Raw genomic sequence first — 21,852 nt, 5'->3', positions numbered from 1 at the left:
TTTTTTCATTTTTTTAAATTAAATTGATTTGTTAATAACCGTAATAGCCATAGCCATAGCTTATTCCTTCTTCAAGCAAACTACCTTCTCCTGAGACATAATTAGAAACGGTTGCGCCAGTAGTTACTTCAGTCATTAGCTGGTGATCCAATTGAATTTGATCGTTTGTGTTTAACCCTGAATCGACTGTGTGGCCAAATACAGATTGCTGATACGAACCGGCGCCGGTAGCAGGCACTCCGGTTGAAGTATTTACGGCCCAATAATATTCGCTGGTAATTGTTGGCAAACTGAACCCCTCAATAGAAACGCTGGTTTGAATAACACTATGGAAATAAGTGTTATCGCCGCTTTGAAAAGTGTCAACATTTACTGAATTGCCCGTTATAGTGGCAATAGGAGTTTGCGCATCAGTAGGCGATGGAATTGCCATAATCAACAGCGAACAGGTGAAAATTGTAAGGAGAAATAGCCCTACGCGTCGTTTGCCCCTCGGGGCTCTTTGGTTGTTTTTTAAATTCATAAGATTTAAGTTTTAGTTATTACTCAAATCTATTATTACCTAATGCAAAAATTTTGCACTCAAAATTTATTACAAAAAAAATCGCACAACTATTGCATATACGAAAACTATCGTACATCTTTGTACGAAGATATTCGTAGAAGAAGAGAATTAGATATGGAACTGAAACCAACAGAAAGCGAGCTGGAGATATTACAGGTGATTTGGAAACTGGGACAATGCACCGTGCGCGACGTACATGAGGAATTAACCAAATACAAAGATGCCGGTTATACCACCACCCTTAAATTAATGCAAATAATGGCCGACAAAGGTTTGGTGGAGCGCGACACCAACGCCAAGACGCACCTTTATAAAGCATTAGTCACCCGGGAACAAGCGCAAACCAGCGCGCTGGACAAGATCATGGATACCGTATTTAAAGGATCAACCGCCGACCTGGTGATCCAGGCGCTGGGCAAACATCGTGCATCGTCTGACGAGATTGATGCGATTAGAGTTTACTTGCAACAATTTGAGCAATAATTATTGGTCCATAGTCGATAGTCCATGGACCATAGTTAGCAGTGACAATAAATAAAAAAAACACCATGGACTATCGACCATGGTCTATAGACTTTTAAACAAAGTAGCATGCAAAATCTGTTATATAACATCAGCCAGGTTTTAGGTATAACCATTATCCACTCGTTGTGGCAGGGCTTAATTGTGTTTATTGTTTTAAGACTGTTTATGCTGGCCTTTCCGGGCCGCAGTTCGGCGGTGAAATACTGGGTGGGCTATGGCGCGCTGGTGTTTATGCTGGGTTGGTTCGTGGTAACACTGTTTAAAGAGCTGGGCCAATATAACTGGCTGTCGACCGTGGCGCTGAAGGTGCCGCCGCTGGCTTTGCCTGCCTCCATGAGCGAGGTTGCCGAGCCTGCCAACAAGCTGTACTTCGGCATTGCGGCCTATATGCCCTGGCTCACGATGATCTACGTGGTTGGCGTAGTATTTAACACCCTGCGTTTGACGCTGGCCTGGAACAATATCTACCGTATTCGCCAGAATATCAGCAACGCCGGTTTTGATCAGACTGTGCAGCGGCTGGCTAAATCGCTCCAAATTAAAAAACATGTACAAGCTGCCTTTAGCGAGTGGGTGGATGTGCCTTGCATTACCGGTTTTATTAAGCCTATTATTTTAATGCCGGTGGCTTTGACTACGCACCTGTCGTTAGATGAGGTTGAGGCGGTGCTGCTGCATGAGCTGGCACACGTTAAACGCCATGATTATTTATTAAACTTTATTCAGCAGGTTATTGGGATACTGCTGTTTTTTAATCCGTTTGCCCGGTTGGTGGGTAACCTGATTAATGAAGAAAGAGAAAACTGCTGCGACGATATGGTTGTGCACGCAACCGGCAGTCCGTTTATCTATGCCCAGGCTTTATTAAAACTCGAGGAAAATAAACAATACCAGTGGCAACTGGCCCTTGCCGCCACTACAAAAAAGTATGCATTATTAAACCGAATTGAACGTATCATGAAAACTAAAACACATACCGTAAATATACGCCCGGTGTTAATTACACTGCTGGCCCTTACGTTTAGCATTAGCAGCATTGCCTGGCTAAACCCCGAAATTAAAAACGGGAAAGTAATTATTAAAAATGCCCCGGCCATAAGGATGGTTACGGCTGCATTGACCGGCCCGCCGGTGGCGCCGCCTGTGCCTGAGGTTCCGCATTTTAAACACAAACACAAGCTGATGGTGAAAAACCTGGCCGATACCAGCCAATGGGTTAATTTAAACGACACCACCAAGTTTATGAACCTGAGTGACACCACCAAACACAAAAAATACAAAATTGTGGTGGAGGATGATAATGGTGTAAAAACCGAATACAACTCTGTTAATGATTTGCCATCAGACGATAAGGAAGCCTTCTACAACAGCGACCAATGGAAACGCCAGGCCGAGCTATTGGCAAAACAAAGCGAAAAACTGGCCAAACAGTTTAACTCACCTCAATTTAAAAAGCACGTAGAAAAGCTGGCTAAGTATTACGATAGCCCTAAATTTAAAAAGCAAATTGAGGCAATGGCCAAAAGTTATGACAGCCCTAAGTTTAAAAAACAAATTGAGGACATGACGAAGTATTACGACAGCCCTGAGTTTCAAAAAAGTGTGGAAGAGATGGCCAAACAATATGACAGTCCCGAATTCAAAAAAAGCATCGAGGATCTGAGCAAGTACTATGAAAGCCCTGAGTTTCAGAAAAGCGTTGAAGATATGGCTAAGGGTTATGCCGAAATAGGTAAATCGTTTGGCACCATGGGGATGAGCAAAGTTGAAAAAAAGGCCGCGTTAGATGACCTGCACAAGGCGCAGAAGGAAAAGGAACAAGCGATTAAGGATGAAGTGAAAGCCCGTAAAGCTGAACAGAAAGACTTGAAAGAGAAGGTAGAAAAGAAGGAAGTGAAAGAACGGCCAGAGAAGCCTGAAGCGAAAGAGCAACCGGAAAAGGTTGAAAAAGACGATAATAATCAGCCGCTGTAGGCGTCCGGTCGTTTTTTTGGCCGCTAGTCATTTTCGGACGGACATCACATTATTTGTCATTGCGAGGAGGAACGACGAAGCAATCGCAAGGAAGCAAGTTCGCGATTGCCACGCTACGCTCGCAATGACATCTTGAAGAATAGTTTTTAGTTAGTAAGAGAGGGTCGCGCCTCTCTTTTTTGTTTTGCTACTTTTGTGCCGATAACAACAGCTATTTTGTAATTTAGTGGCAAAACCGAATAGTATCTTTTATGCTTCAAAAACTCAGTATAAGTAACTACGCCTTAATTGATAACCTGGAAATTAGCTTTGACAAAGGGCTCAATATCCTAACCGGCGAAACGGGTGCGGGTAAGTCGATTATTTTGGGTGCGTTGTCGTTGATATTGGGTCAGCGGGCAGAGAGCAGGTATTTTTTTAATCAGCAGAAAAAGTGTGTTATTGAGGGGACATTTAAAATCGGCAGTTTCCATCTGAAAGATTTTTTTGAGGATAACGACCTTGATTATGAAGCCGAGACAGTTTTACGCAGGGAAATTTCTGCCGATGGGAAATCGCGTGCTTTTGTGAATGATACGCCGGTGAACCTGAACAGCCTGAAGCTCTTGGGCGAGCGGTTGATCGATATCCACTCGCAGCATGCTACCATGGAGATTAATGATCCGGCGTTTCAGTTATTGGTGGTCGATTCGGTGGCTAAGCACCCGGAGTTGTTGAGCGAGTATCAAACTAAATTCCGGGCCTATAAAAAGTCGACAGCTAAGTTGCAGCAACTCATTGAAGAAAGCGACAAAGCCAAAGCCGATCTGGATTATTACCAGTTTCAGTTTGATGAGCTGGAAAAAGCCGGACTGTCTGCCGATGAACAGGAACAATTAGAACAAGAACTTTACGCGTTAAATAACGCCGAAGAAATAAAACGTAACCTGCTTGGCGCTAATTATTTGATGCAGGATAGCGATGCAGCTGCCTTAATCCAACTGAAGGACGCTGCCAGCCAATTAGGCGCGCTGACAAAGTTTAATCCACAGATCGAAGAGTTGCAGGAGCGATTAAACAGCTCAATCATAGAACTGAAAGATATTGCTGCCGAGATCGAAAACATCGAGCAACGCACTACTACTGATGAGGCAAGAGCCGCTGAGGTGAACGAGCGCCTAAGTATCATCTATAATCTCCAAAAGAAACACCGCCTAAACAGCAACCAGGAGCTTTTGGATTTGCAGGAAGAACTGTCGGGTAAAATACAGCAAGCCGTTTTTGGTGATGAAGCCATTGAGAAATTACAACAACAATTAGCTGCCGATAAGGCAGCGCTGGAACAACTGGCCAGGGAATTATCTGCCAATCGCCAAAAGGCTATACCGGCTATTGAGGCCGATGTTTTAGGTACGCTGGCCGAAATGGGCATGAGCAATTCGGCGCTTAAAATAGAACTCACTCCTTTATCAGAAAGCGGACGCAACATTTCTTTTGGCGGTTTGGGGGATAACGGGTCGGATGCCGTACGATTCCTTTTTAGTGCAAATAAAGGTCATGCCCTGGCCGAGATGAGTAAGGTGGCCTCAGGTGGTGAGCTATCGCGATTGATGCTGAGTATTAAATCGCTCACGGCAAAAAATACAGCCCTGCCTACCATTATTTTTGATGAGATAGACACCGGCGTATCCGGCGAGGTAGCACACAAAGTAGGCCAGATCATGGAACAACTTGCCGACAACCTGCAGGTGATCACCATTACCCACCTGCCGCAAATTGCCAGCAAGGGCCAGAGCCATTATTTTGTTTATAAGGATGATGACTCGGATACTACCCGAACCCGCATCAAACAACTCAGTAAAGACGAGCGTGTACTGGAACTGGCCAAAATGTTAAGCGGTGACAACCCGGGCGAAAGTGCCTTGCAAAATGCCAGAGAGTTGTTGGCCTAAATTCCATTAAACAGGGTGTCATGCTGAGTCCGTCGAAGTATGCGGGCGGGGCTTTTACGCTCGTCCTCCGACAAGCTCAGGATGACACCTTTATAAAACAACTAAAGCCGATGAAAAACCTACTAGCCTTATCGTTTTTATTTCTTTTTAGCTTACATGCTATCGCCCAAAAAACTTATACTTTAAAAAGAGATACCATTAACCTGCGTGGCTATGTTTATAATAACGATGGTACCCCGGCGGTAAGAGTATGGGTATCTTCAAAAGGTCGCGATTTTGATAACAACTTAAATTTCTTGTATTCGGGCACAGACAGTGCCGGGTATTTTGCAATTAAGGGTGCCAGCTTTAATGATACGCTTACCGTTGATGATAAAAGGTTCACTTCTCCGCCTAACTACTATAACCATGGTAGCAGGTACCTAATTATTTATTTACCGGCTCCTAAAACTATCGACCTAAATAAAAAAGACAGTGTTATCATAACCGCTAAAAGGAGACACCGAAAAGTTATGCCATCATTCAAAATTATCTCATCGAGCAATGCCCGGATAATAGATAATATAGAAAGGTTCCCCGAATACCCCGGTGATAATGATCACTTTTTAGCTTATATCAAACAACATCTAACTTATCCAGAACAAGCTATCCAAAATAATATTGAAGGCGAGGTAAAAATTCAGTTTACGGTAGAACGAGATGGTACTTTGATCCATTTTAAAATACTACAAGGTATCGGTTATGGTTGCGATGAAGAACTGCTAAACATACTAAAGGGCGCCCCGAGATGGAAGCCCGGCATTTTAGACAATTGGCCTATAGCGGTATATCATACCGTTACCGTGAAATTCAGTTTAACTAATTAACGCGTCATGCTGAACTTGTTTCAGCATCCCACTCGCTAAGTAATCGCTTACTCAGCCTTTCTGGTGGGATGCCGAAATAAATTCGGCATGACGCGTGGAGATGATTTCCCTTTTTTCAAAATTTTACAAACCATCCCAAATCCCGCCTGTAGTATAATTAAGGAACATTGATAACCTTAAATTAAATTACCATGGGAACGTTAAGCAACAAAAGAGTAGCAGTACTCACAGAAGAAGGATTTGAACAAGTAGAGTTAACCAGCCCCGTAGAAGCATTAAGATACGCCGGCGCAACCGTCGAAATTATATCACCCAAAAGCGGCCGCATCAAAGCCTGGGACAAAACCAATTGGGGCATTGAGGTGGACGTAGATCAAGAACTATCAGAAGCCCGCGCCGACGACTACGACGCACTGGTATTACCCGGCGGCGTGTTGAACCCTGATAAGCTGCGCCAAAATAAGGAAGCTGTGGCCTTTGCTGCCTCTTTCCTGGAAGAAGGTAAACCGGTAGCGGCAATCTGCCACGGTCCGCAGACTTTGATTGAAACCGGTATGCTGAAGGGTCGCAAACTCACCTCCTACCCATCGCTGCAAACCGATTTAAAAAATGCCGGTGCGCATTGGGTTGATGAAGAGGTTGTTGTCGATAACGGTTTAGTAACCAGTCGCCGGCCGGATGATTTGCCTGCTTTCAATAAAAAAATGATCGAAGAGATTGCAGAGGGTGTGCATAGTGAGGCTTAAGAAAGTCTTTAATTTGCTAAAATTTGGAAAGCCTGCACTAATGTGCGGGCTTTTTTTAGTATAACTCAGAAAAGTAATTTCAATTTGTCATTGCGAGGAGGAACGACGAAGCAATCGCAAACATTGCATCCTTGCGATTGCCACGCTACGCTCGCAATGACAGTATTACAAACCATATAAAAATCAACTCCAAAATCCCTCCCGCTTTCTTAAATTTGCACTATGTCAACCCAAAATGCGGTCATCATTGGTGCAGGTATAGCAGGCATTGCTGCGGCTATCAGGCTGGCGGTAAAAGGCTACGCGGTTGCTGTTTTTGAAGCTAACGCGACGCCGGGCGGCAAGATGAGCGAGTTACAACAAAACAGCTTTCGTTTTGATGCCGGGCCAAGCTTATTGACTATGCCGCAATATATCAACGAGCTTTTTGAGCTGGCAGGCAAGGACCCATCAAAATATTTTCAATATCAAAAGTTGGATACTATCTGCAAGTATTTTTATGAGGATGGCACCAAGCTCACCGCTTATGCTGACAAGCAGCAATTTGAAAAGGAAGTCAACACACACATTGGCGAGCCGGCGGCATCATTGCAAAAACAAGCTGTTAATAGCGCTCAGATCTATAGATTAACCAACCCGGTTTTTTTGCAAAAGCCCTTCACCGGCTTAAAAACATTATTTACCAAAGAAGGTTTTAAGGCATTTATCAACCTAAAAAAACTGGATACCGGCCACAGTATGCACCAGGCAAATCAAAGCCTGTTTAAAGATGTACGCATGGTTCAGTTTTACGATCGATTTGCTACTTACAACGGCTCCAACCCATATACTGCCCCTGCTACTTTAAATGTTATTCCGCATTTGGAACAGCATGACGGGGCTTATTTTCCGGTTGAAGGGATGTATGGCATCGTTACTTCATTAGTAAAACTGGCTATTGAATTGGGCGTAAAATTTCATTATCAATCGCCGGTGGAAAGTATTTTGCTAAGTGGCAGCAAAGCAACAGGAATCAAAGTTAAGGGTGAGGAAATAGCCGCGGATATTGTTGTATCCAACATGGATATCTGGTTTACCTACACCAAATTGTTAAAAGATCAACCAAAGCTGCATCCGCAGAAAGTTTTACAGCAGGAGCGCAGCAGCTCGGCTTTGGTGTTTTACTGGGGGATCAATAAAAAGTTCGCGAAGCTTGATCTGCATAACATCTTTTTCAGTGCCGATTATAAAGCCGAGTTCGACCATATCTGGCAGCAAAAAAACATTTATCATGATCCAACCATCTACCTCAATATCAGCGCTAAACTCAAACCGAACGATGCGCCGCCGGGCTGCGAGAACTGGTTTGTGATGATCAACGTACCCGCCAATACCGGGCAGGATTGGGATACCTTAATTGCCAAAGCCCGAAAAAATATCATGGCTAAATTGTCCAGCCGATTAAATGAAAACATCGGCAAGTTAATCATCAGCGAAAGCGTGCTAGATCCACGCGATATCGAAAGCAAAACTTCGTCTTACCGGGGGGCCATCTACGGCACCTCATCAAACAGCAAATACGCCGCTTTTATGCGCCATGCTAATCAGTCGGCCAAAATAAAAAATCTGTATTTCTGCGGAGGGAGTGTGCATCCGGGCGGTGGGATACCTTTGTGTTTGTTGTCGGCTAAGATTGTGGGTGAGTTGGTGGGGTGACGCCAAAACACCGGCTGTCATGCTGAGGCACTCGAAGCATGAGCGCAAAGGCCAATAAACGCGCGACTGTCCCAACGCTCACCCTTCGAGAGCCTCAGGGTGACAGCCCATTTTAGTAATTTATGGAAAACCTTTCAAAACAAGTTTGTCATTGCGAGCGTAGCGTGGCAATCGCAAGGATGCAAAATTCGCGATTGTCACGCTACGCTCGCAATGACAACTAACCATGCTAATACTCTCCTATCGACAATAACACCAAAGTACAGGCGTACTGCGTCTCAATCCCCTCGGCATCTGCCATGCGTTGTAGTTCAGAATTCTCCGTTCCGGGGTTAAAAATAATGCGTTTAGGCTTCGTCGCTAAAATATAATCATACAGCGCTTCCTGGTTTTGCGGACCCACGTACAGCGTTATCGTATCAATATCATGATGGATGGTCTCCGGTTTTTCAATAGCCACGCCTGCTACTTCGCCACTTTTTAATCCTACGTTCACAATACTGTGCCCGTGGCTTTTCAGCCGGTTTGCAGCCAGGTAAGCGTACCTGTCCGGGTTGGGTGTTGCGCCTAATACTAATGTTTTTTTATCAGCCATAATTTAAAAAAAGCCCTCTCTCTAATCGTCCCACTAATCCCCTCTCCTGGGGAGAGGACTCGGGTAAGGTTATTCAAATATTACGCCAAGTTGTAATAATTCAGGCTTTTGTCAGTCAAACCTATATCACAAAAAATAATTAAAAAAATTTAAAATGTTTTCAGGTATGATTCGTCTTTACCTTTAAACAAGTAAAAAATTGATAACAGCATTAATGCCCGAAGAAAGAAACAGCCATGTACTAAACGCCATAAAAGCGTATGGTAAAAACTTGCTGGGCTTTATCCGTAAACGGGTAAAAAATGATGCTGATGCTGAAGATATCCTGCAGGATGTGTGGTACCAGTTTAGCGCACTGGTAAATTCTGAACCTATTGAGCAGACAGGCGCCTGGCTGTATAAAGTGGCAAGGAATAAGATTACAGACAAGCATAAAAAGAAATCAGAAAGTTTACTTGACGACCTGTTTAACGGCGGCAATGACGACGAAGATACCGATACATCGGCCTTTGCAGACTTGCTGATGCCCGAAGAGACCACGCCTGAAAGCGAATACATGCGTAACCTGTTTTGGGAACAGCTGTTTACCGCACTGGATGAATTACCTGAAGAACAAAAGCAGGTATTTATTTGGCAGGAGATGGATGATATGACCTTCCAGGAAATATCGGAGTTGACGGGTGTAAACGTAAATACGCTGGTATCGCGCAAGCGGTACGCGGTTTTGCATCTGCGCGACAGGTTGCAGCAATTATATCAAGAGATCATAACAAATTAAAAATTAAGAACATGAAAAAAATATTTTTTAAAGGCCGTTTTATATTCATACCCATTGCGGTAGCGGCCTTCCTGTCACTCATCAGTTTTGTGGTGATGCAGCTTTGGAACAATTTATTGCCCGACATTTTACATGTAGGTATTATCACCTTCTGGCAAGCCATGGGCGTGTTTATACTGTGCAAAATACTGTTTGGCTTTGGTCGCGGTAAACGCGGTGGCTGGGGTGGTAACCCATGGGGAGGCAATCCCTGGGGCGGTAACCCGTGGATGCGCCAAAAAATGCAGGAGCGTTTTAAAAGCATGACACCAGAGCAAAAAGAAAAATTCAAGCAAAAAATGCGCGACCGCGCTAATTGCGGCCCATGGGGTCAGCATGCCGGCGATCATCCGTTTAAACAAGCCTGGGACCAGTTTGATACTGAAGACGAGGCAAAGAAAACCGAAGAATAAAACAATTTGTCATTGCGAGCTAAGCGCGGCAATCGCGAACTTTTCTCCTTGCGATTGCTTCGTTCCTCGCAATGACAATTTAAACCACTAAACCCACAACCATGAACGTACTTATATTTTCAACCAACGTAGCTAAACCCGAACAGGTAAACGAAGTTCAGCCGGTATTGTCGGCGGTATCATCCATCAGAGACTGGAATATTGATCTGGAAGATTGCGATAAAATTCTGCGTGTAGTGTCTAATGACCTGTCGCCACGTTACGTAGAGACACTATTGCACAGCGCCGGTTTTGCTTGTACCGAGTTAGAGTATTAAGACGGTGCATTTAAGCTCAAACATTATTGTTCCGCAAACGCCTAAACAGGTTTGGGCGTTGTTTGAGGACCCGTACTTTTTACCAAAATGGGATCGAAGTGTTGCTGAGATCATACCCACTTCAGGCGACCATCATGCTGCAGTAGGTTTTACATTCGACACTATTGCCCCTAAAAAATCCTGGCAAAAAACGGGGCTGCGCATGTCATACCGCATTATTGAAAACATTCCCGGCTACCAAACTAAAATAGCGTTGCAGAACTCGCCTATGTTTAAGGAGGCAATCTGGACCATGCGTTTTGAACCCGCGCCGGGCGGTACGCTGATAACTTGCCTTGTTGACCTTACCGTCAAACTTCGTTATGTTTTTATGATGCCTCTGCTGTGGTTAAACAAAGGCGCCCTGTTAACAGATCTTTCCATTTTGAAAGACGTGATAGCCGAACAGTACACTACCCTATAATTACCCTTAGCAATACCGCTATCTGCGCAGTATGATAAATATGGTGCTGGATAAGGCCCTCTACGGTTTCTTTATAAGTAGTTACCGGCTTGGTTCCGCGCTCATCAATAATGGGTTCATCCCATTGAGCGTCCGGGAAATCCTGAATGGTTTTTACCAGGTTTACGTTTACCAGCTTAAAGTCTTCAATCCACAATTTCCATTTTTGTTCGTCCGGCGCGCCGGGATCTGGCCAGTTGCCGCTTACCGGCATAGAGGCCGGCTTTTCATTCAGTCGATCCATCACTTCTTCGGTCCAGCTTACCAGGTGCATCACAATTTCGGCAATGGTATGCGCATGGCCGGCGCGCTCGTAGGCGCTTTCAAATGTTATTTTATCTAAGATGTTATAGACTGGCTCTCCGTACCAAGGCTGGCCGGATAATACTTTTTCTAATTCTTGTTGTAGCTTTTCGTTGGTAGTCATTTTCTTAAAAATTTGTCATTGCGAGCGTAGCGTGGCAATCGCGAACATTGCATCCTTGCGATTGCCACGCTCGTTCCTCGCTCGCAATGACAATTATATAATTTTTTTTGCTGCTACAGCGCAATTTATCCCATCAATAGCTGCCGAAATAATACCGCCCGCATAGCCTGCGCCCTCGCCACATGGGAATAATCCCTGCACCTGCGGATGCTGCAAAGTTTCTTTATCGCGCGGTATTTTTATGGGCGATGACGTGCGCGACTCTACCCCTACCAAAATAGCTTCGTTAGTAAAATAACCCTTCATTTTTTTGCCAAATACAGGCAACGCCTCGCGTAAGCGATCATTGATCCAGTCGGGTAAAACCTCTTTCAATTCAACGCTTTTGGTGCCGGGCAGGTATGAGTTTTCGGGCAGATCTACAGAGAGTTTGCCTTGCGCAAAATCAATCATCCGCTGTGCCGGAGCCACCAGTTTACCGCCGCCTGCTTTGTAAGCCAGTTGCTCTATACTATGCTGAAAGTTGAGCATTTTAAACGGATCGGCATTATCGCCTTTAACATCTTCCAGGTTAATTTGTACCACCGTACCCGAGTTGGCAAAGGGATTATTCCTTTTCGATGGACTCCAGCCATTCACCACAATTTCTTCATGTTCTGTAGCGCAGGGGGCAATGATGCCGCCGGGACACATACAGAAGGAGAACACCCCACGGCCATCAACCTGTTCCACCAAATTATAATAAGATGGCGGCAGATCCGGTCCGCGATACTCGCAGTGGTATTGCGCCTGGTCAATAATTTCCTGCGGATGCTCGATGCGTACGCCCAAAGCAAATGCCTTGGCCTCGATCAAAATATTTTGCCGATGCAGCATTTCAAAAACATCGCGCGCCGAGTGGCCCGTAGCCAATATAACAGCATTGGCTTTAATCGTATCGCCGGAGGCTAAACGCACACCCTGGATCTTACCAAAATCGGCTAGTAAATCAGTTACTTTAGCATCGAACAAAACTTCGCCGCCGGCATTTAATATCGTTTCGCGGATAGCGGTAATGATCTGCGGTAATTTATTGGTGCCGATATGCGGGCGGGCATCTACCAAAATATCTTCGGCAGCGCCATGCGCCACAAAGGTTTTCAATACCGCATTTACATCACCACGTTTGGTGGAGCGGGTGTATAGTTTGCCGTCAGAATAAGTGCCTGCCCCACCCTCGCCAAAACAATAATTGCTTTCGGGATTTACCAGGCCCTGTTTGTTGATATTGGCCAAATCGCGACGCCGCTCTTTAACCGCCTTGCCTCGTTCTATCACAATGGGTTTCAACCCCATTTCAATGCACTGCAAAGCCGCAAACAGTCCCGCCGGACCGGCACCGATAATGATAACCGGCTTGGCATCTTTGACGTTTGGATATTGCTGCGTATAAGTTTCAGGGTGATAAACTTCATCCACAAAAACCTTAACCTGCATGCGGTAAACCACACGGCGGCCACGCGCATCAATAGAGCGTTTGTAAACCTGTACCGCGGTAATTTTTTGTGGGGATATATGGAGTGCCGATGCCGATAGTTTTTTTAAAACTTCCTGGTCGTCCTGCTGTCCGGGCGGGCAAACTATTTCAATTTCTTTGATCATGATAATGCCCGGTTTTTATCCGGGATGGGGCAAAGGTACGATTTTTAGTCTTTCGCCATTTTCTTCCCCAATTTTATAGCTGGCAGTTCTATTTTCAAAAAAGCGTATTTCGAAACTATGATCACCACCAACAACAGCATTAAATCTGTTATGATATTAAGCAAGACATTTGTTTGCATGATTAGTCTCGATTTTATAAACCCAAGCAGATAAATGGCAACAGGCACATGCAGCAAGTATAATGAATAAGAATAATCGCCCAGTTTACTAAAAATATTTGGGGGCAAAGGCTTTTTAAAGTCGACATAAATAAGGATGCAGACCGTAAACCCGCATGCCAGATATAGCATTTCGTATCCTGGATGCTTTATAGCTGTACCCACCATTGATAATAACCATAATATGGCCCCATAAACTTTATTTTTATGAATAAGCACATAAAGCGCATAGCCCAGTAAAAACTGAGGCAGCCCGGGTAAAAAGAACAGCAGGCCAACGTTTTGTATGGGTATAATTAAAGTGGCAATACTTAGAATAACCAATAAGATATATCGTAGTTGTTCCTTTAAAAAAAGGGCAAGAAAAATAATCAGGTAAAAAGCCAGCTCATAGCACAAGGTCCAATAAACCCAGTTCATGGTTTTATAATTGGTAACCGGGTTGGTGTATAAAAAAATGGTTGCAAGCACGGCTCTAAATGTTTTTGGCAAAACCGCAGCCGAATTATAGCCGGTTATTATCTTTAAAAATACAACAATCGCCAAAATGACTATCAGGCTAAACCAATAGGGCGGATAGATTCTGAACAATCGTTTTATAATAAATTCTTTCGGGGTTTTAACGTGTTCCTGGGCAATGTGGATACAGTAGCCACTAATGACAAAAAACACCGGAACACCCCAAAAACCATAATTACATAGGTTTCTGTAAAAATTGTCGACATACGGGATAAACTTGTTAAAATGAAACAGAGCCACGCAAGAAGCCGCAACAAATCGCATCAAATCAATCGTATGGTTTCTGCCGGTGTCAAATTTCATTGTGCCAGGTTTGCCCAAAGCTACATTTTGTTTTATAAATAGCTTCGATCATATCGACAACTAATGGCAACGTTCTTTAAACAAATTATCGCTATTTAGGCCATCCTGGTGCCCGGGCGGGCAAACTATTTCTATTTCTTTGATCATAATACTGCCCGGTTTTTATCCGGGATGGTGTAAAGGTACGTAAGAAATGGCAATCTCTTCAAATACTAGGTAGTTAACTTATCGCTCGTCTAGCGCTCAATTGCCGCTAAGGCTGTTACTTTTCCTTGATGAAAAGTAACCAAAAATCAAGTCACCCGCAAGGCTTCTTTGCGCTCCGGGCCTCTGCCCTGCAAATCAGGTAAAACCTGGGCAGGGGCCTGTTGCCGCCGGTTGTCGCACCTGGGCCTGCGCTTCAGGCAACATTCCCAACAGCCCTGCAGCCGCACAAGGCCACCATTGTTTTACCCGCTTTCACCTGAAGCTCTGCGTCTGACGTTTCGGTTCTATTGCAGATTCTGTTAACTGTGTAGAATCAAAAAATGCGCGTAAAGGCCTGCCAATCCACCGGGCCGGGAGTCTGGCCTTGCGCGCGGAAGCGATTGGATTGGCTTGATGTTTGGTTACTTTGCATCTAAGGTAAAGTAACTGGCCTCCGCGGCCAAGAGCGGTATACAAGCGACCAGCAGCAACACGCTGTTAAAATGGGCAAACTCACCTTAACCAATTTTATCCCTATCTTTAAACAACCACTTGCATAAACCTCAATGAAACCAATATTTACTGCAGCCCTATGTCTGCTGGGCCTTTTACATAGTGCCTTCGCGCAAACGCCGGACATGGCCGTCGCCACCAAACCCTGGAATGCTTACTGGATAACCGCCAGTAACGAAATCAACCATGAATATGGGGTGTATTACTTTCGTAAGAAGATCGATCTGCCAGCAAAACCGGCAACGTTTTTTGTGAATGTATCGGCCGATAATCGCTATAAATTATATGTTAATGGCGCGCTGGTTTCTTGCGGACCGGCGCGCGGCGATACTTATTTCTGGAACTATGAACATGTCGACCTGGCGCCCTATTTGGTAGCCGGCAACAATACCGTAGCTGCGCAGGTTTGGAATGAAGCGGACGTTAGGCCCGAGGCGCAGATTAGTCTGCGTACCGGCTTTATTCTGCAAGGCGCCACCCCTGCCGAAGAAATATTGAATACCAATAAGAGCTGGCAGGCTATACGCGACATTGGCTATAAACCACTCCCTGTCTATTTAGGCTATGGCGCTTATTATGTAGCCGGACCAGGTGAACTGGTTGTCGAAAGCCAAACCCTGAAAAATGCAGTGGCTAAAGATCCGGACTTTCCCGGCTGGTACGGGGCTACAATCATTGATCATGGCAAACCTAAAGGCATGCAAGATGCATTTGGCTGGATGCTGGTGCAATCGCAGATCCCGCAGATGGAGCGTACCTATCAGCGCATCCCAAGTTTACGCAAAGCAATTGGCGTTACCGCGCCTGATGGATTCCCGGTCAACAAAACAGCTTTGACAGTCCCCGCAAATACAACGGCTACTTTGATTTTGGACCAAACCTATCTCACCAATGCTTACCTGACACTAAACTTCAGCAAGGGCAAGGGCGCGGGCATATCGCTTACTTATAATGAGTCGCTGTTTGACAATTTGGCGAAGTATGGGAACCGTAAAGGTGATAGAAATGCCGTCGAGGGTAAAGAAATGGGCGGGCGCAAAGACAGCTTGATTGCCGACGGAACCGAAGGGCAGAGTTTTACGACGATGTATTGGCGCACGTTCCGCTATATCAGGCTAATTGTACATACTGCCGACGAGCCTTTGGTGATTGATGATATTTACGGCACCTCCACCGGCTATCCGTTTCAGCTTAACGCCAAGTTAAAAACCGATAACCCCGAAATGCAGCAGATGCTGGACATAGGCTGGCGCACCGCGCGGATGGATGCAATAGAAACTTATATGGATTGCCCGTATTACGAGCAGTTGCAATACATTGGCGATACCCGCATACAAGCTATGGTAAGCTATTACAACAGTGGCGACGACCGGCTGATGCGCAATGCCATAAACCTGATGGATCACTCGCGGTTGGGCGAGGGCATTACTTTGAGCAGGCATCCATCGTTTAGTCCGCAGATTATTTCTACGTTTTCGTTGTGGTACATCGGTATTTTGCATGATTACTGGATGTACCGGCCCGATGCCAATTTCATCAAAGGCAAACTGCAAGGTGAACGCGCGGTGCTGGATTTTTTCAGCCGTTACCAGCAGGCCGATGGCTCATTAAAAGGTGTACCTTATTGGACTTTTGTCGATTGGTCTAACGGTTGGGGCGGCGGCTCACCGCCTATCGGCAGCAAAGGCGGTTCATCTATTTTAGATCTGCAGTTGTTGATCGCGTATCAGCAGGCGGCCGAGATGGAAGCCAAATTAGGCATGTCCGCTTTAGCGCTGAATTATAGCGCCAAAGCCGCACAACTCAAACAAATTATACAGGCTAAATATTGGGATGCCGCAAAAGGTTTATATGCCGATAACGAGGATAAAAAACAGTTCTCGCAGCATGCCAATTCGTTGGCCATATTATCCGGCGCAGCCGAAAAAATTATTGCACCGGCCATTGCCCATAAACTATTAACTGATGCCAGCCTGACGCAATGCACCATCTATTTTAAATATTACCTGCATCAGGCTTTAACACAAGCTGGGCTGGGTAATGATTATATGAAATGGCTGGACATTTGGCGCGAAGACATTAAGTTGGGCCTAACCACCTGGGCCGAAATGAGCGACGTACCCGCCAGTCGCAGTGACTGCCATGCCTGGGGATCGAGTCCTAACATTGAGTTTTTCAGAACCATTTTGGGGATAGACAGCTATGCGCCCGGCTTCAAAAAGATCAGGATTGAACCGCACCTGGGCGATCTGAAAAATGCCAGTGGCGAAATGCCGCATCCTAATGGTAAGATCAGCGTGAGCTATATATTGACCCAAAAAGCGTTTTATGTCAAGGTAAATTTACCACCGGGAACAAGCGGTGTATTTATCTGGAAAGGCGTAGAGAAGCCTTTGGCAGCCGGCGACAATGGTTTCATTTTTTAATTACACAGGGCAATGAAAAAGAGACTTGCATTCGGTTTGTTTTTTATGCTGATTTTGACTGGTAACGCATATTCGCAACGCATCCTTAAAAACAAGGTATTGACGAGTCAGCTAAAAGGTTATGAAACATACATCCGGCATTTTGTTGCCCACTATAAAATCAAAGAGTTTGTTGTAACCATAAATCATGGTAAGCGTGATGACTTTAGGTTGCATGTAATCGTTTATGCGTCGGATGTTACAAGTTTTAAACCCACAGATTTCTTTCAATTCGACGGCTTCCCGGTTTTGATGCATGACGACGACGGGATTTCAAAAAATCTGACCGACCAACGTACCAGCGCCATAGAACGAAAGTACTTTAAAACTTTTATGTGGAAACAGGATAGCCTGACTGAAGCGGGTAAGAAGCTATCCCGGAAACTGGCAAAACAAAAACCGACTTTACAAAATGGCCGGGTGATAGGCCCTGATACCCTTTCTGCAAATGTTCAAATCATAGACACCGGCATTTATCCGGACATCCCGGTTATACCCAGTGTGTGGACCATAAAAATGTCGGCCGGCAAACTGGTATCTAAAACTATCTCTAAAGAATACAAACAACAATAGTTTGAACTTACAAAAATGGCGCAGGGATTTGGCTAAAGCCAATTTGCACTGTTGCTTTATCCGTTGGCTGAAGCCAACGGCAATGAATTATAAATGCGCGTTTTAACAACGCTCTATATCTTGATTGATATTCATTGCCATCCTATTTATGGGACGGACACCCGACAGGGTTTGGCTAAAGCCAAATGTTAAATTATTCAATATCCGTTTACTAAAGTCAACGGCAATGAAATAAGAGCTATCATTTCAATTTACTTTGCTTATAAATTCATTGCCGTCACCTTTAGGTTCAAATATCCGTTGGCTGAAGCCAACGGATATGAATTAAACGATTGCTATTTAATAGCCCTTCTAACCTTAATATAAATTCATTGCCGTCCCATTTATGGGACGGACACTCAGATAAAAGAGATTGGCTTTAGCCAAACCCTGGAAATACAATTTTCAACATCGTGCTTGCGTTTGTACTAATAGCCATTAAATGTATATTTACCGCCTCCAATCAACCTGCATTTAATGCCTGTTAATTATTATTTATGAGAAAATCGATTTTATATCTGTCGCTATTGCTTGCCTGCGGTGCGCATACCTACGCTCAAACCGCCGAGGTATTGGCAAAAGCCGACATTAAGGGCACCAACGCTTATTATGCCAGCAACCGTGCGCCGCTAATGCCGCAGCAATTTATTAAGCTGCCGGTTACTGCATTTAAACCTGCCGGCTGGTTACGCAAGCAACTTGATTTGCAACGCGCCGGACTGACCGGTAACCTGGGCGAGATCAGCATCTGGCTCTCAAAAACCGACAATGCCTGGATCAATAAAAGCGGCAAAGGCAAATATGGCTGGGAAGAGCTGCCTTACTGGTTAAAAGGTTATGGCGATATGGCCTATATGTTGAATGATCCAAAAATGATTAAAGACACTAAATTCTGGATTGATGCCGTGCTGGACAATCAGCGCCCTGACGGTGATATGGGCCCTATCATTACCAAAGACAACGGCAACCGCGACTTATGGGCCAACATGCCGATGATCTGGTGCCTGCGCAGTTATTATGAGTACAGCCATGATCAACGCGTGATAACCTGTATGACCAATTATTTCAAGTGGATGCAAACCGTGCCTGATGATAAATTTTTGAAGGATTACTGGGAGAACAGCCGCGGCGGCGATTACCTGGTGAGCATTTACTGGCTATACAATATTACAGGCGATAAATCTTTACTGGACCTGGCAACTAAAGTCGACAAAAATACCGCCGACTGGCGCCAGGCTAACAAACTACCCAACTGGCACAATGTTAACGTGGCCGAGTGTTTCCGCGAGCCGGCTACCTACTGGCTGCAAAGCCATAACGATGCAGATTTAAATGCGTCGTATAACGATTTTAAACTGATCCGCAATATTTACGGGCAAGTGCCGGGCGGCATGTTTGGTGCCGACGAGAATGCGCGTAAAGGTTATACCGACCCGCGCCAGGCTGTGGAAACCTGCGGCATGGTTGAACAAATGACCAGCGATGAATACCTGCTGCAATATACCGGCGATAATTTTTGGGCAGATAACTGCGAGGATGTAGCCTTCAACACCTTCCCAGCAGCTTTCACCAGCGATTATAAAGCTTTACGTTATTTAACCGCGCCTAACATGGTGCAGAATGATAGCAAGAACCATTCGCCGGGTATTGATAATAGCGGTCCATTTTTGATGATGAACCCTTTTAGCAGCCGCTGCTGCCAGCATAACCACAGCGCAGGCTGGGTTTACTATGCCGAAAACGCGTGGATGGCCACCGCCGATAATGGCCTTGCCGCCCAGCTTTACCAGGCAGGTACTATCACTGCCAAAGTTGGCAAAGGCAATACCGTTAAAATAACCAGCGCCACGCAATATCCGTTTAATGATGTGGTTAATTTTAGCATAGCAACCGCCAAACCGGTTACTACGGCGTTCCCGCTATATTTCCGTATACCAAGCTGGTGTAAAGGCGCTACCATTGCGGTTAATGGTTTAACGCTTAAGATGGCTGCCATTACCAACGGCTATATCAAACTAACCGATAAATGGAAAAATGGCGACAAAATCAGCCTTAAACTACCTATGCGCATACAAGTGCGCCAATGGGCCGACAATAGAAACAGCGTGAGCGTAAATTACGGTCCGCTTACTTATTCGTTAAAAATTGGCGAAACCTATAAAAAAGGCAACAGCACTACCACTGCCATGGGCGATTCGGGCTGGCAAGCCACTGCCGATCCAAACAAATGGCCGGCGTACGAGATCTATCCGGCTACTGCCTGGAACTATGGTTTATTTATAGATCCGCAGCACCCGGACAAATCATTTACTGTGGTACATAAAGCCTGGCCAAAGGATGGCAATCCGTTTACCAACGCCAATGCTCCTATCGAGTTGAAAGCCAAAGGCAAACAGATCCCGGGTTGGACCATTGATAAATACGGATTGTGCGGTGTATTACCGCAAAGCCCGGTGAAAACAGAAACCGCAACCGCGGCCTTAACCCTGGTACCCATGGGTGGCGCACGTTTAAGGATCTCGGCTTTCCCGGTGATTGAATAAACATCCGCAAAAAATAAGAAAAGCCCGGCTTAGATGATAAGCCGGGCTTTTCTTATTTAGCTTTAGCGCTTGCAGTAGTAGCGGTAGATCTGTCTACCAGGTCGCCAAACTGGTAATTGTAATTATATCTACCCTGGCCAAAGGTAAAGTTAAACCTGATCTGTTGACGTACTTTACGGCCATCCTTTGTGGCAGGTATTAATCGCGGTGCAGATTTAAGCGTGCTGATGATAGCATTGGCCAATTGTGGGTTATAAGCACTATAACTTGTCAGGTCAGTTAACAGGCCCTGCTCGTCTACTTCGCCATTGATATGAAGTTCTAAGCTTTCGCGACTCAGGTCAAAACGTTTTAAAGCATCCCCTACAATATAATTCAGCGTGCGTTCATAGCTGTCCCAGCTTCCTGCATATTGTACGCCCGTACTATTGGGTGTAGGATTGCACCCGCCCGGCGAAATAATTAATTTTTCGGCCGCTACAAATGGCAGTAGATCTGTATTTACCAGGGCCAAGCGCGGCGAAGTATATTTCCCTTTGGATGATTCACCTTTCTCAAAAACACCGGCTTTATATTTTTCGGTTTCCAGCGTGGTCTTCGAAGCGTCGTTAGTTGGGTAAGAATGCCATGTCCCGTCAGGCTTGCCGTTCAATAAACGTCCCTCCCAGGCTATATGATGTGAGGTGACGATATATTTTCCTTTGCCATTATCAACCAGTTTCTTCCCTTTCAAATCCCAATAGTCGGTGATTGTGACGTCTGTACCATGTGCCTCAAAAAACAGCTCAGGCTTTCCATTATCATAATACAGCTGCCATTTGCCATCAAAATTGTCATTAACAAAATCGCCTTTAGCCTGTAGCTGCCCGTTAACATAACGGGTTACAAACGGCCCTTGTTTTTCGCCCCGGGCATTGTAGGCTCCTTCGGCCATTACAATGGCTGGATCAAGACGGCTTACATCTTTAAATTGCCCCACAAACCTGTTCAGTCGTGTATTAATGTGTGCGTAGCGGGTTGACTGACCGCAGTTATCCGGCGTCAACTCAAAATTCTCGTTAAATGATAACTGAACACTGTCTTTGCCAATAACGTCAAAATGTCTCATCGTTTGATAAACGTGGACCTGTGCATTGGTGTAACCACAAAAAAGCATGGTTGCCACCATTATTGATGATAAAATTTTCATATAGGTAAAATTTGTTTAGGCAGATAATTTTAGTCCATCACCGCTGCTTGCCGGTAACGTAACCTTAGGGTTATTAAAGTTAGCAAGCTTCTAGCTCATTTACAACAAATTAAGCAGTTAATACACTGACTTATACGTTAGAAATTATTAAAAATAAGGACACGTCATTAACAACTGCTATTTTATATATCTACGCGTCTGTTTAATGCTGATGCCTAGAACTCGCTACGCTAAAAATTAGTCAATAGTTGTAACCATTCGTTTTTACGGCAGTTTACAAGGCGTAAAAC

General features: G+C 44.9%; 19 protein-coding genes. 13 read left to right on the top strand and 6 right to left on the bottom strand.

The features are described from left to right. Positions 1 to 31: 31 nt before the first annotated feature. Entirely contained in the window at positions 32 to 433 is a 402-nt protein-coding gene (locus HB679_RS17825; protein ID WP_214073371.1) for a hypothetical protein, read from the bottom strand. 246 nt (positions 434 to 679) lie between these two features. Between HB679_RS17825 and HB679_RS17820 the strand changes: the two genes are divergently transcribed. The 6 genes from HB679_RS17820 (at position 680) to crtD (ending at position 8,302) form a co-directional block, all read left to right on the top strand. Continuing rightward, on the top strand, positions 680 to 1,048 hold the full coding sequence (locus HB679_RS17820; RefSeq protein WP_214073370.1) for a BlaI/MecI/CopY family transcriptional regulator: 369 nt from the start codon (positions 680 to 682) through the stop codon (positions 1,046 to 1,048). Between the two features lie 108 nt (positions 1,049 to 1,156). After that, on the top strand, positions 1,157 to 3,064 hold the full coding sequence (locus tag HB679_RS17815; RefSeq protein WP_214073369.1) for a M56 family metallopeptidase: 1,908 nt from the start codon (positions 1,157 to 1,159) through the stop codon (positions 3,062 to 3,064). A gap of 251 nt (positions 3,065 to 3,315) precedes the next feature. Next, complete coding sequence (gene recN / locus HB679_RS17810) at positions 3,316 to 4,995, top strand: DNA repair protein RecN (protein WP_214073368.1); 1,680 nt, start codon at positions 3,316 to 3,318, stop codon at positions 4,993 to 4,995. 110 nt (positions 4,996 to 5,105) lie between these two features. Next, the gene (locus tag HB679_RS17805; RefSeq protein WP_214073367.1) at positions 5,106 to 5,861 is read left to right on the top strand and encodes an energy transducer TonB; all 756 of its coding nucleotides are present in this window, start codon (positions 5,106 to 5,108) and stop codon (positions 5,859 to 5,861) included. A 191-nt stretch (positions 5,862 to 6,052) separates the two neighbouring features. Then, positions 6,053 to 6,607: a type 1 glutamine amidotransferase domain-containing protein gene (locus tag HB679_RS17800; RefSeq protein ID WP_214073366.1), complete on the top strand. Its 555-nt coding sequence runs from the start codon at positions 6,053 to 6,055 to the stop codon at positions 6,605 to 6,607. Positions 6,608 to 6,829: 222 nt separating this feature from the next. Then, positions 6,830 to 8,302, top strand: coding sequence for a 1-hydroxycarotenoid 3,4-desaturase CrtD (gene crtD, locus HB679_RS17795; RefSeq protein ID WP_214073365.1), 1,473 nt, complete (start codon positions 6,830 to 6,832; stop codon positions 8,300 to 8,302). Positions 8,303 to 8,531: 229 nt separating this feature from the next. Here crtD and HB679_RS17790 read toward each other — a convergent pair whose 3' ends face one another. Beyond that, positions 8,532 to 8,897, bottom strand: a complete 366-nt coding sequence (locus HB679_RS17790; RefSeq protein WP_214073364.1) for a CoA-binding protein — start codon at positions 8,895 to 8,897, stop codon at positions 8,532 to 8,534. A 199-nt stretch (positions 8,898 to 9,096) separates the two neighbouring features. Here HB679_RS17790 and HB679_RS17785 point away from each other — a divergent pair, with 199 nt between their 5' ends. The 4 genes from HB679_RS17785 (at position 9,097) to HB679_RS17770 (ending at position 10,907) form a co-directional block, all read left to right on the top strand. Then, positions 9,097 to 9,675: a sigma-70 family RNA polymerase sigma factor gene (locus HB679_RS17785; protein ID WP_255547651.1), complete on the top strand. Its 579-nt coding sequence runs from the start codon at positions 9,097 to 9,099 to the stop codon at positions 9,673 to 9,675. A gap of 11 nt (positions 9,676 to 9,686) precedes the next feature. Further along, positions 9,687 to 10,127 (top strand): hypothetical protein, encoded by a 441-nt coding sequence (locus tag HB679_RS17780; RefSeq protein ID WP_214073363.1) that lies wholly within the window; start codon positions 9,687 to 9,689, stop codon positions 10,125 to 10,127. 101 nt (positions 10,128 to 10,228) lie between these two features. Then, positions 10,229 to 10,444: a hypothetical protein gene (locus HB679_RS17775; RefSeq protein ID WP_214073362.1), complete on the top strand. Its 216-nt coding sequence runs from the start codon at positions 10,229 to 10,231 to the stop codon at positions 10,442 to 10,444. A 4-nt stretch (positions 10,445 to 10,448) separates the two neighbouring features. Next, complete coding sequence (locus HB679_RS17770; RefSeq protein ID WP_214073361.1) at positions 10,449 to 10,907, top strand: SRPBCC family protein; 459 nt, start codon at positions 10,449 to 10,451, stop codon at positions 10,905 to 10,907. On the opposite strand, the gene HB679_RS17765 is transcribed toward HB679_RS17770, so the two are convergent. The 3 genes from HB679_RS17765 to HB679_RS17755 all read right to left on the bottom strand — a co-directional run bounded on the left by HB679_RS17765 (position 10,897) and on the right by HB679_RS17755 (position 14,054). Next, positions 10,897 to 11,373: a DinB family protein gene (locus HB679_RS17765; RefSeq protein WP_214073360.1), complete on the bottom strand. Its 477-nt coding sequence runs from the start codon at positions 11,371 to 11,373 to the stop codon at positions 10,897 to 10,899. The genes HB679_RS17770 and HB679_RS17765 overlap by 11 nt on opposite strands. A gap of 93 nt (positions 11,374 to 11,466) precedes the next feature. Next, the gene (locus HB679_RS17760; RefSeq protein ID WP_214073359.1) at positions 11,467 to 13,014 is read right to left on the bottom strand and encodes an FAD-dependent oxidoreductase; all 1,548 of its coding nucleotides are present in this window, start codon (positions 13,012 to 13,014) and stop codon (positions 11,467 to 11,469) included. A 44-nt stretch (positions 13,015 to 13,058) separates the two neighbouring features. Beyond that, a complete protein-coding gene (locus HB679_RS17755; protein ID WP_214073358.1) occupies positions 13,059 to 14,054 on the bottom strand; it encodes an acyltransferase in 996 nt (331 codons plus the stop codon). Between the two features lie 752 nt (positions 14,055 to 14,806). Between HB679_RS17755 and HB679_RS17750 the strand changes: the two genes are divergently transcribed. From HB679_RS17750 to HB679_RS17740, 3 genes are all read left to right on the top strand, one after another. Then, on the top strand, positions 14,807 to 17,179 hold the full coding sequence (locus tag HB679_RS17750) for an alpha-L-rhamnosidase C-terminal domain-containing protein (protein WP_214073357.1): 2,373 nt from the start codon (positions 14,807 to 14,809) through the stop codon (positions 17,177 to 17,179). Positions 17,180 to 17,191: 12 nt separating this feature from the next. Next, positions 17,192 to 17,791: a hypothetical protein gene (locus HB679_RS17745; protein ID WP_214073356.1), complete on the top strand. Its 600-nt coding sequence runs from the start codon at positions 17,192 to 17,194 to the stop codon at positions 17,789 to 17,791. Positions 17,792 to 18,327: 536 nt separating this feature from the next. Next, on the top strand, positions 18,328 to 20,373 hold the full coding sequence (locus HB679_RS17740; protein ID WP_214073355.1) for a beta-L-arabinofuranosidase domain-containing protein: 2,046 nt from the start codon (positions 18,328 to 18,330) through the stop codon (positions 20,371 to 20,373). 52 nt (positions 20,374 to 20,425) lie between these two features. Here HB679_RS17740 and HB679_RS17735 read toward each other — a convergent pair whose 3' ends face one another. Then, the gene (locus HB679_RS17735) at positions 20,426 to 21,562 is read right to left on the bottom strand and encodes a hypothetical protein (protein ID WP_214073354.1); all 1,137 of its coding nucleotides are present in this window, start codon (positions 21,560 to 21,562) and stop codon (positions 20,426 to 20,428) included. Positions 21,563 to 21,852 lie beyond the last annotated feature (290 nt).

The organism is Mucilaginibacter sp. dw_454, assembly GCF_018449775.1.
Lineage (GTDB): Bacteria > Bacteroidota > Bacteroidia > Sphingobacteriales > Sphingobacteriaceae > Mucilaginibacter.
This window is presented reverse-complemented; position numbering and strand designations above follow the sequence as displayed.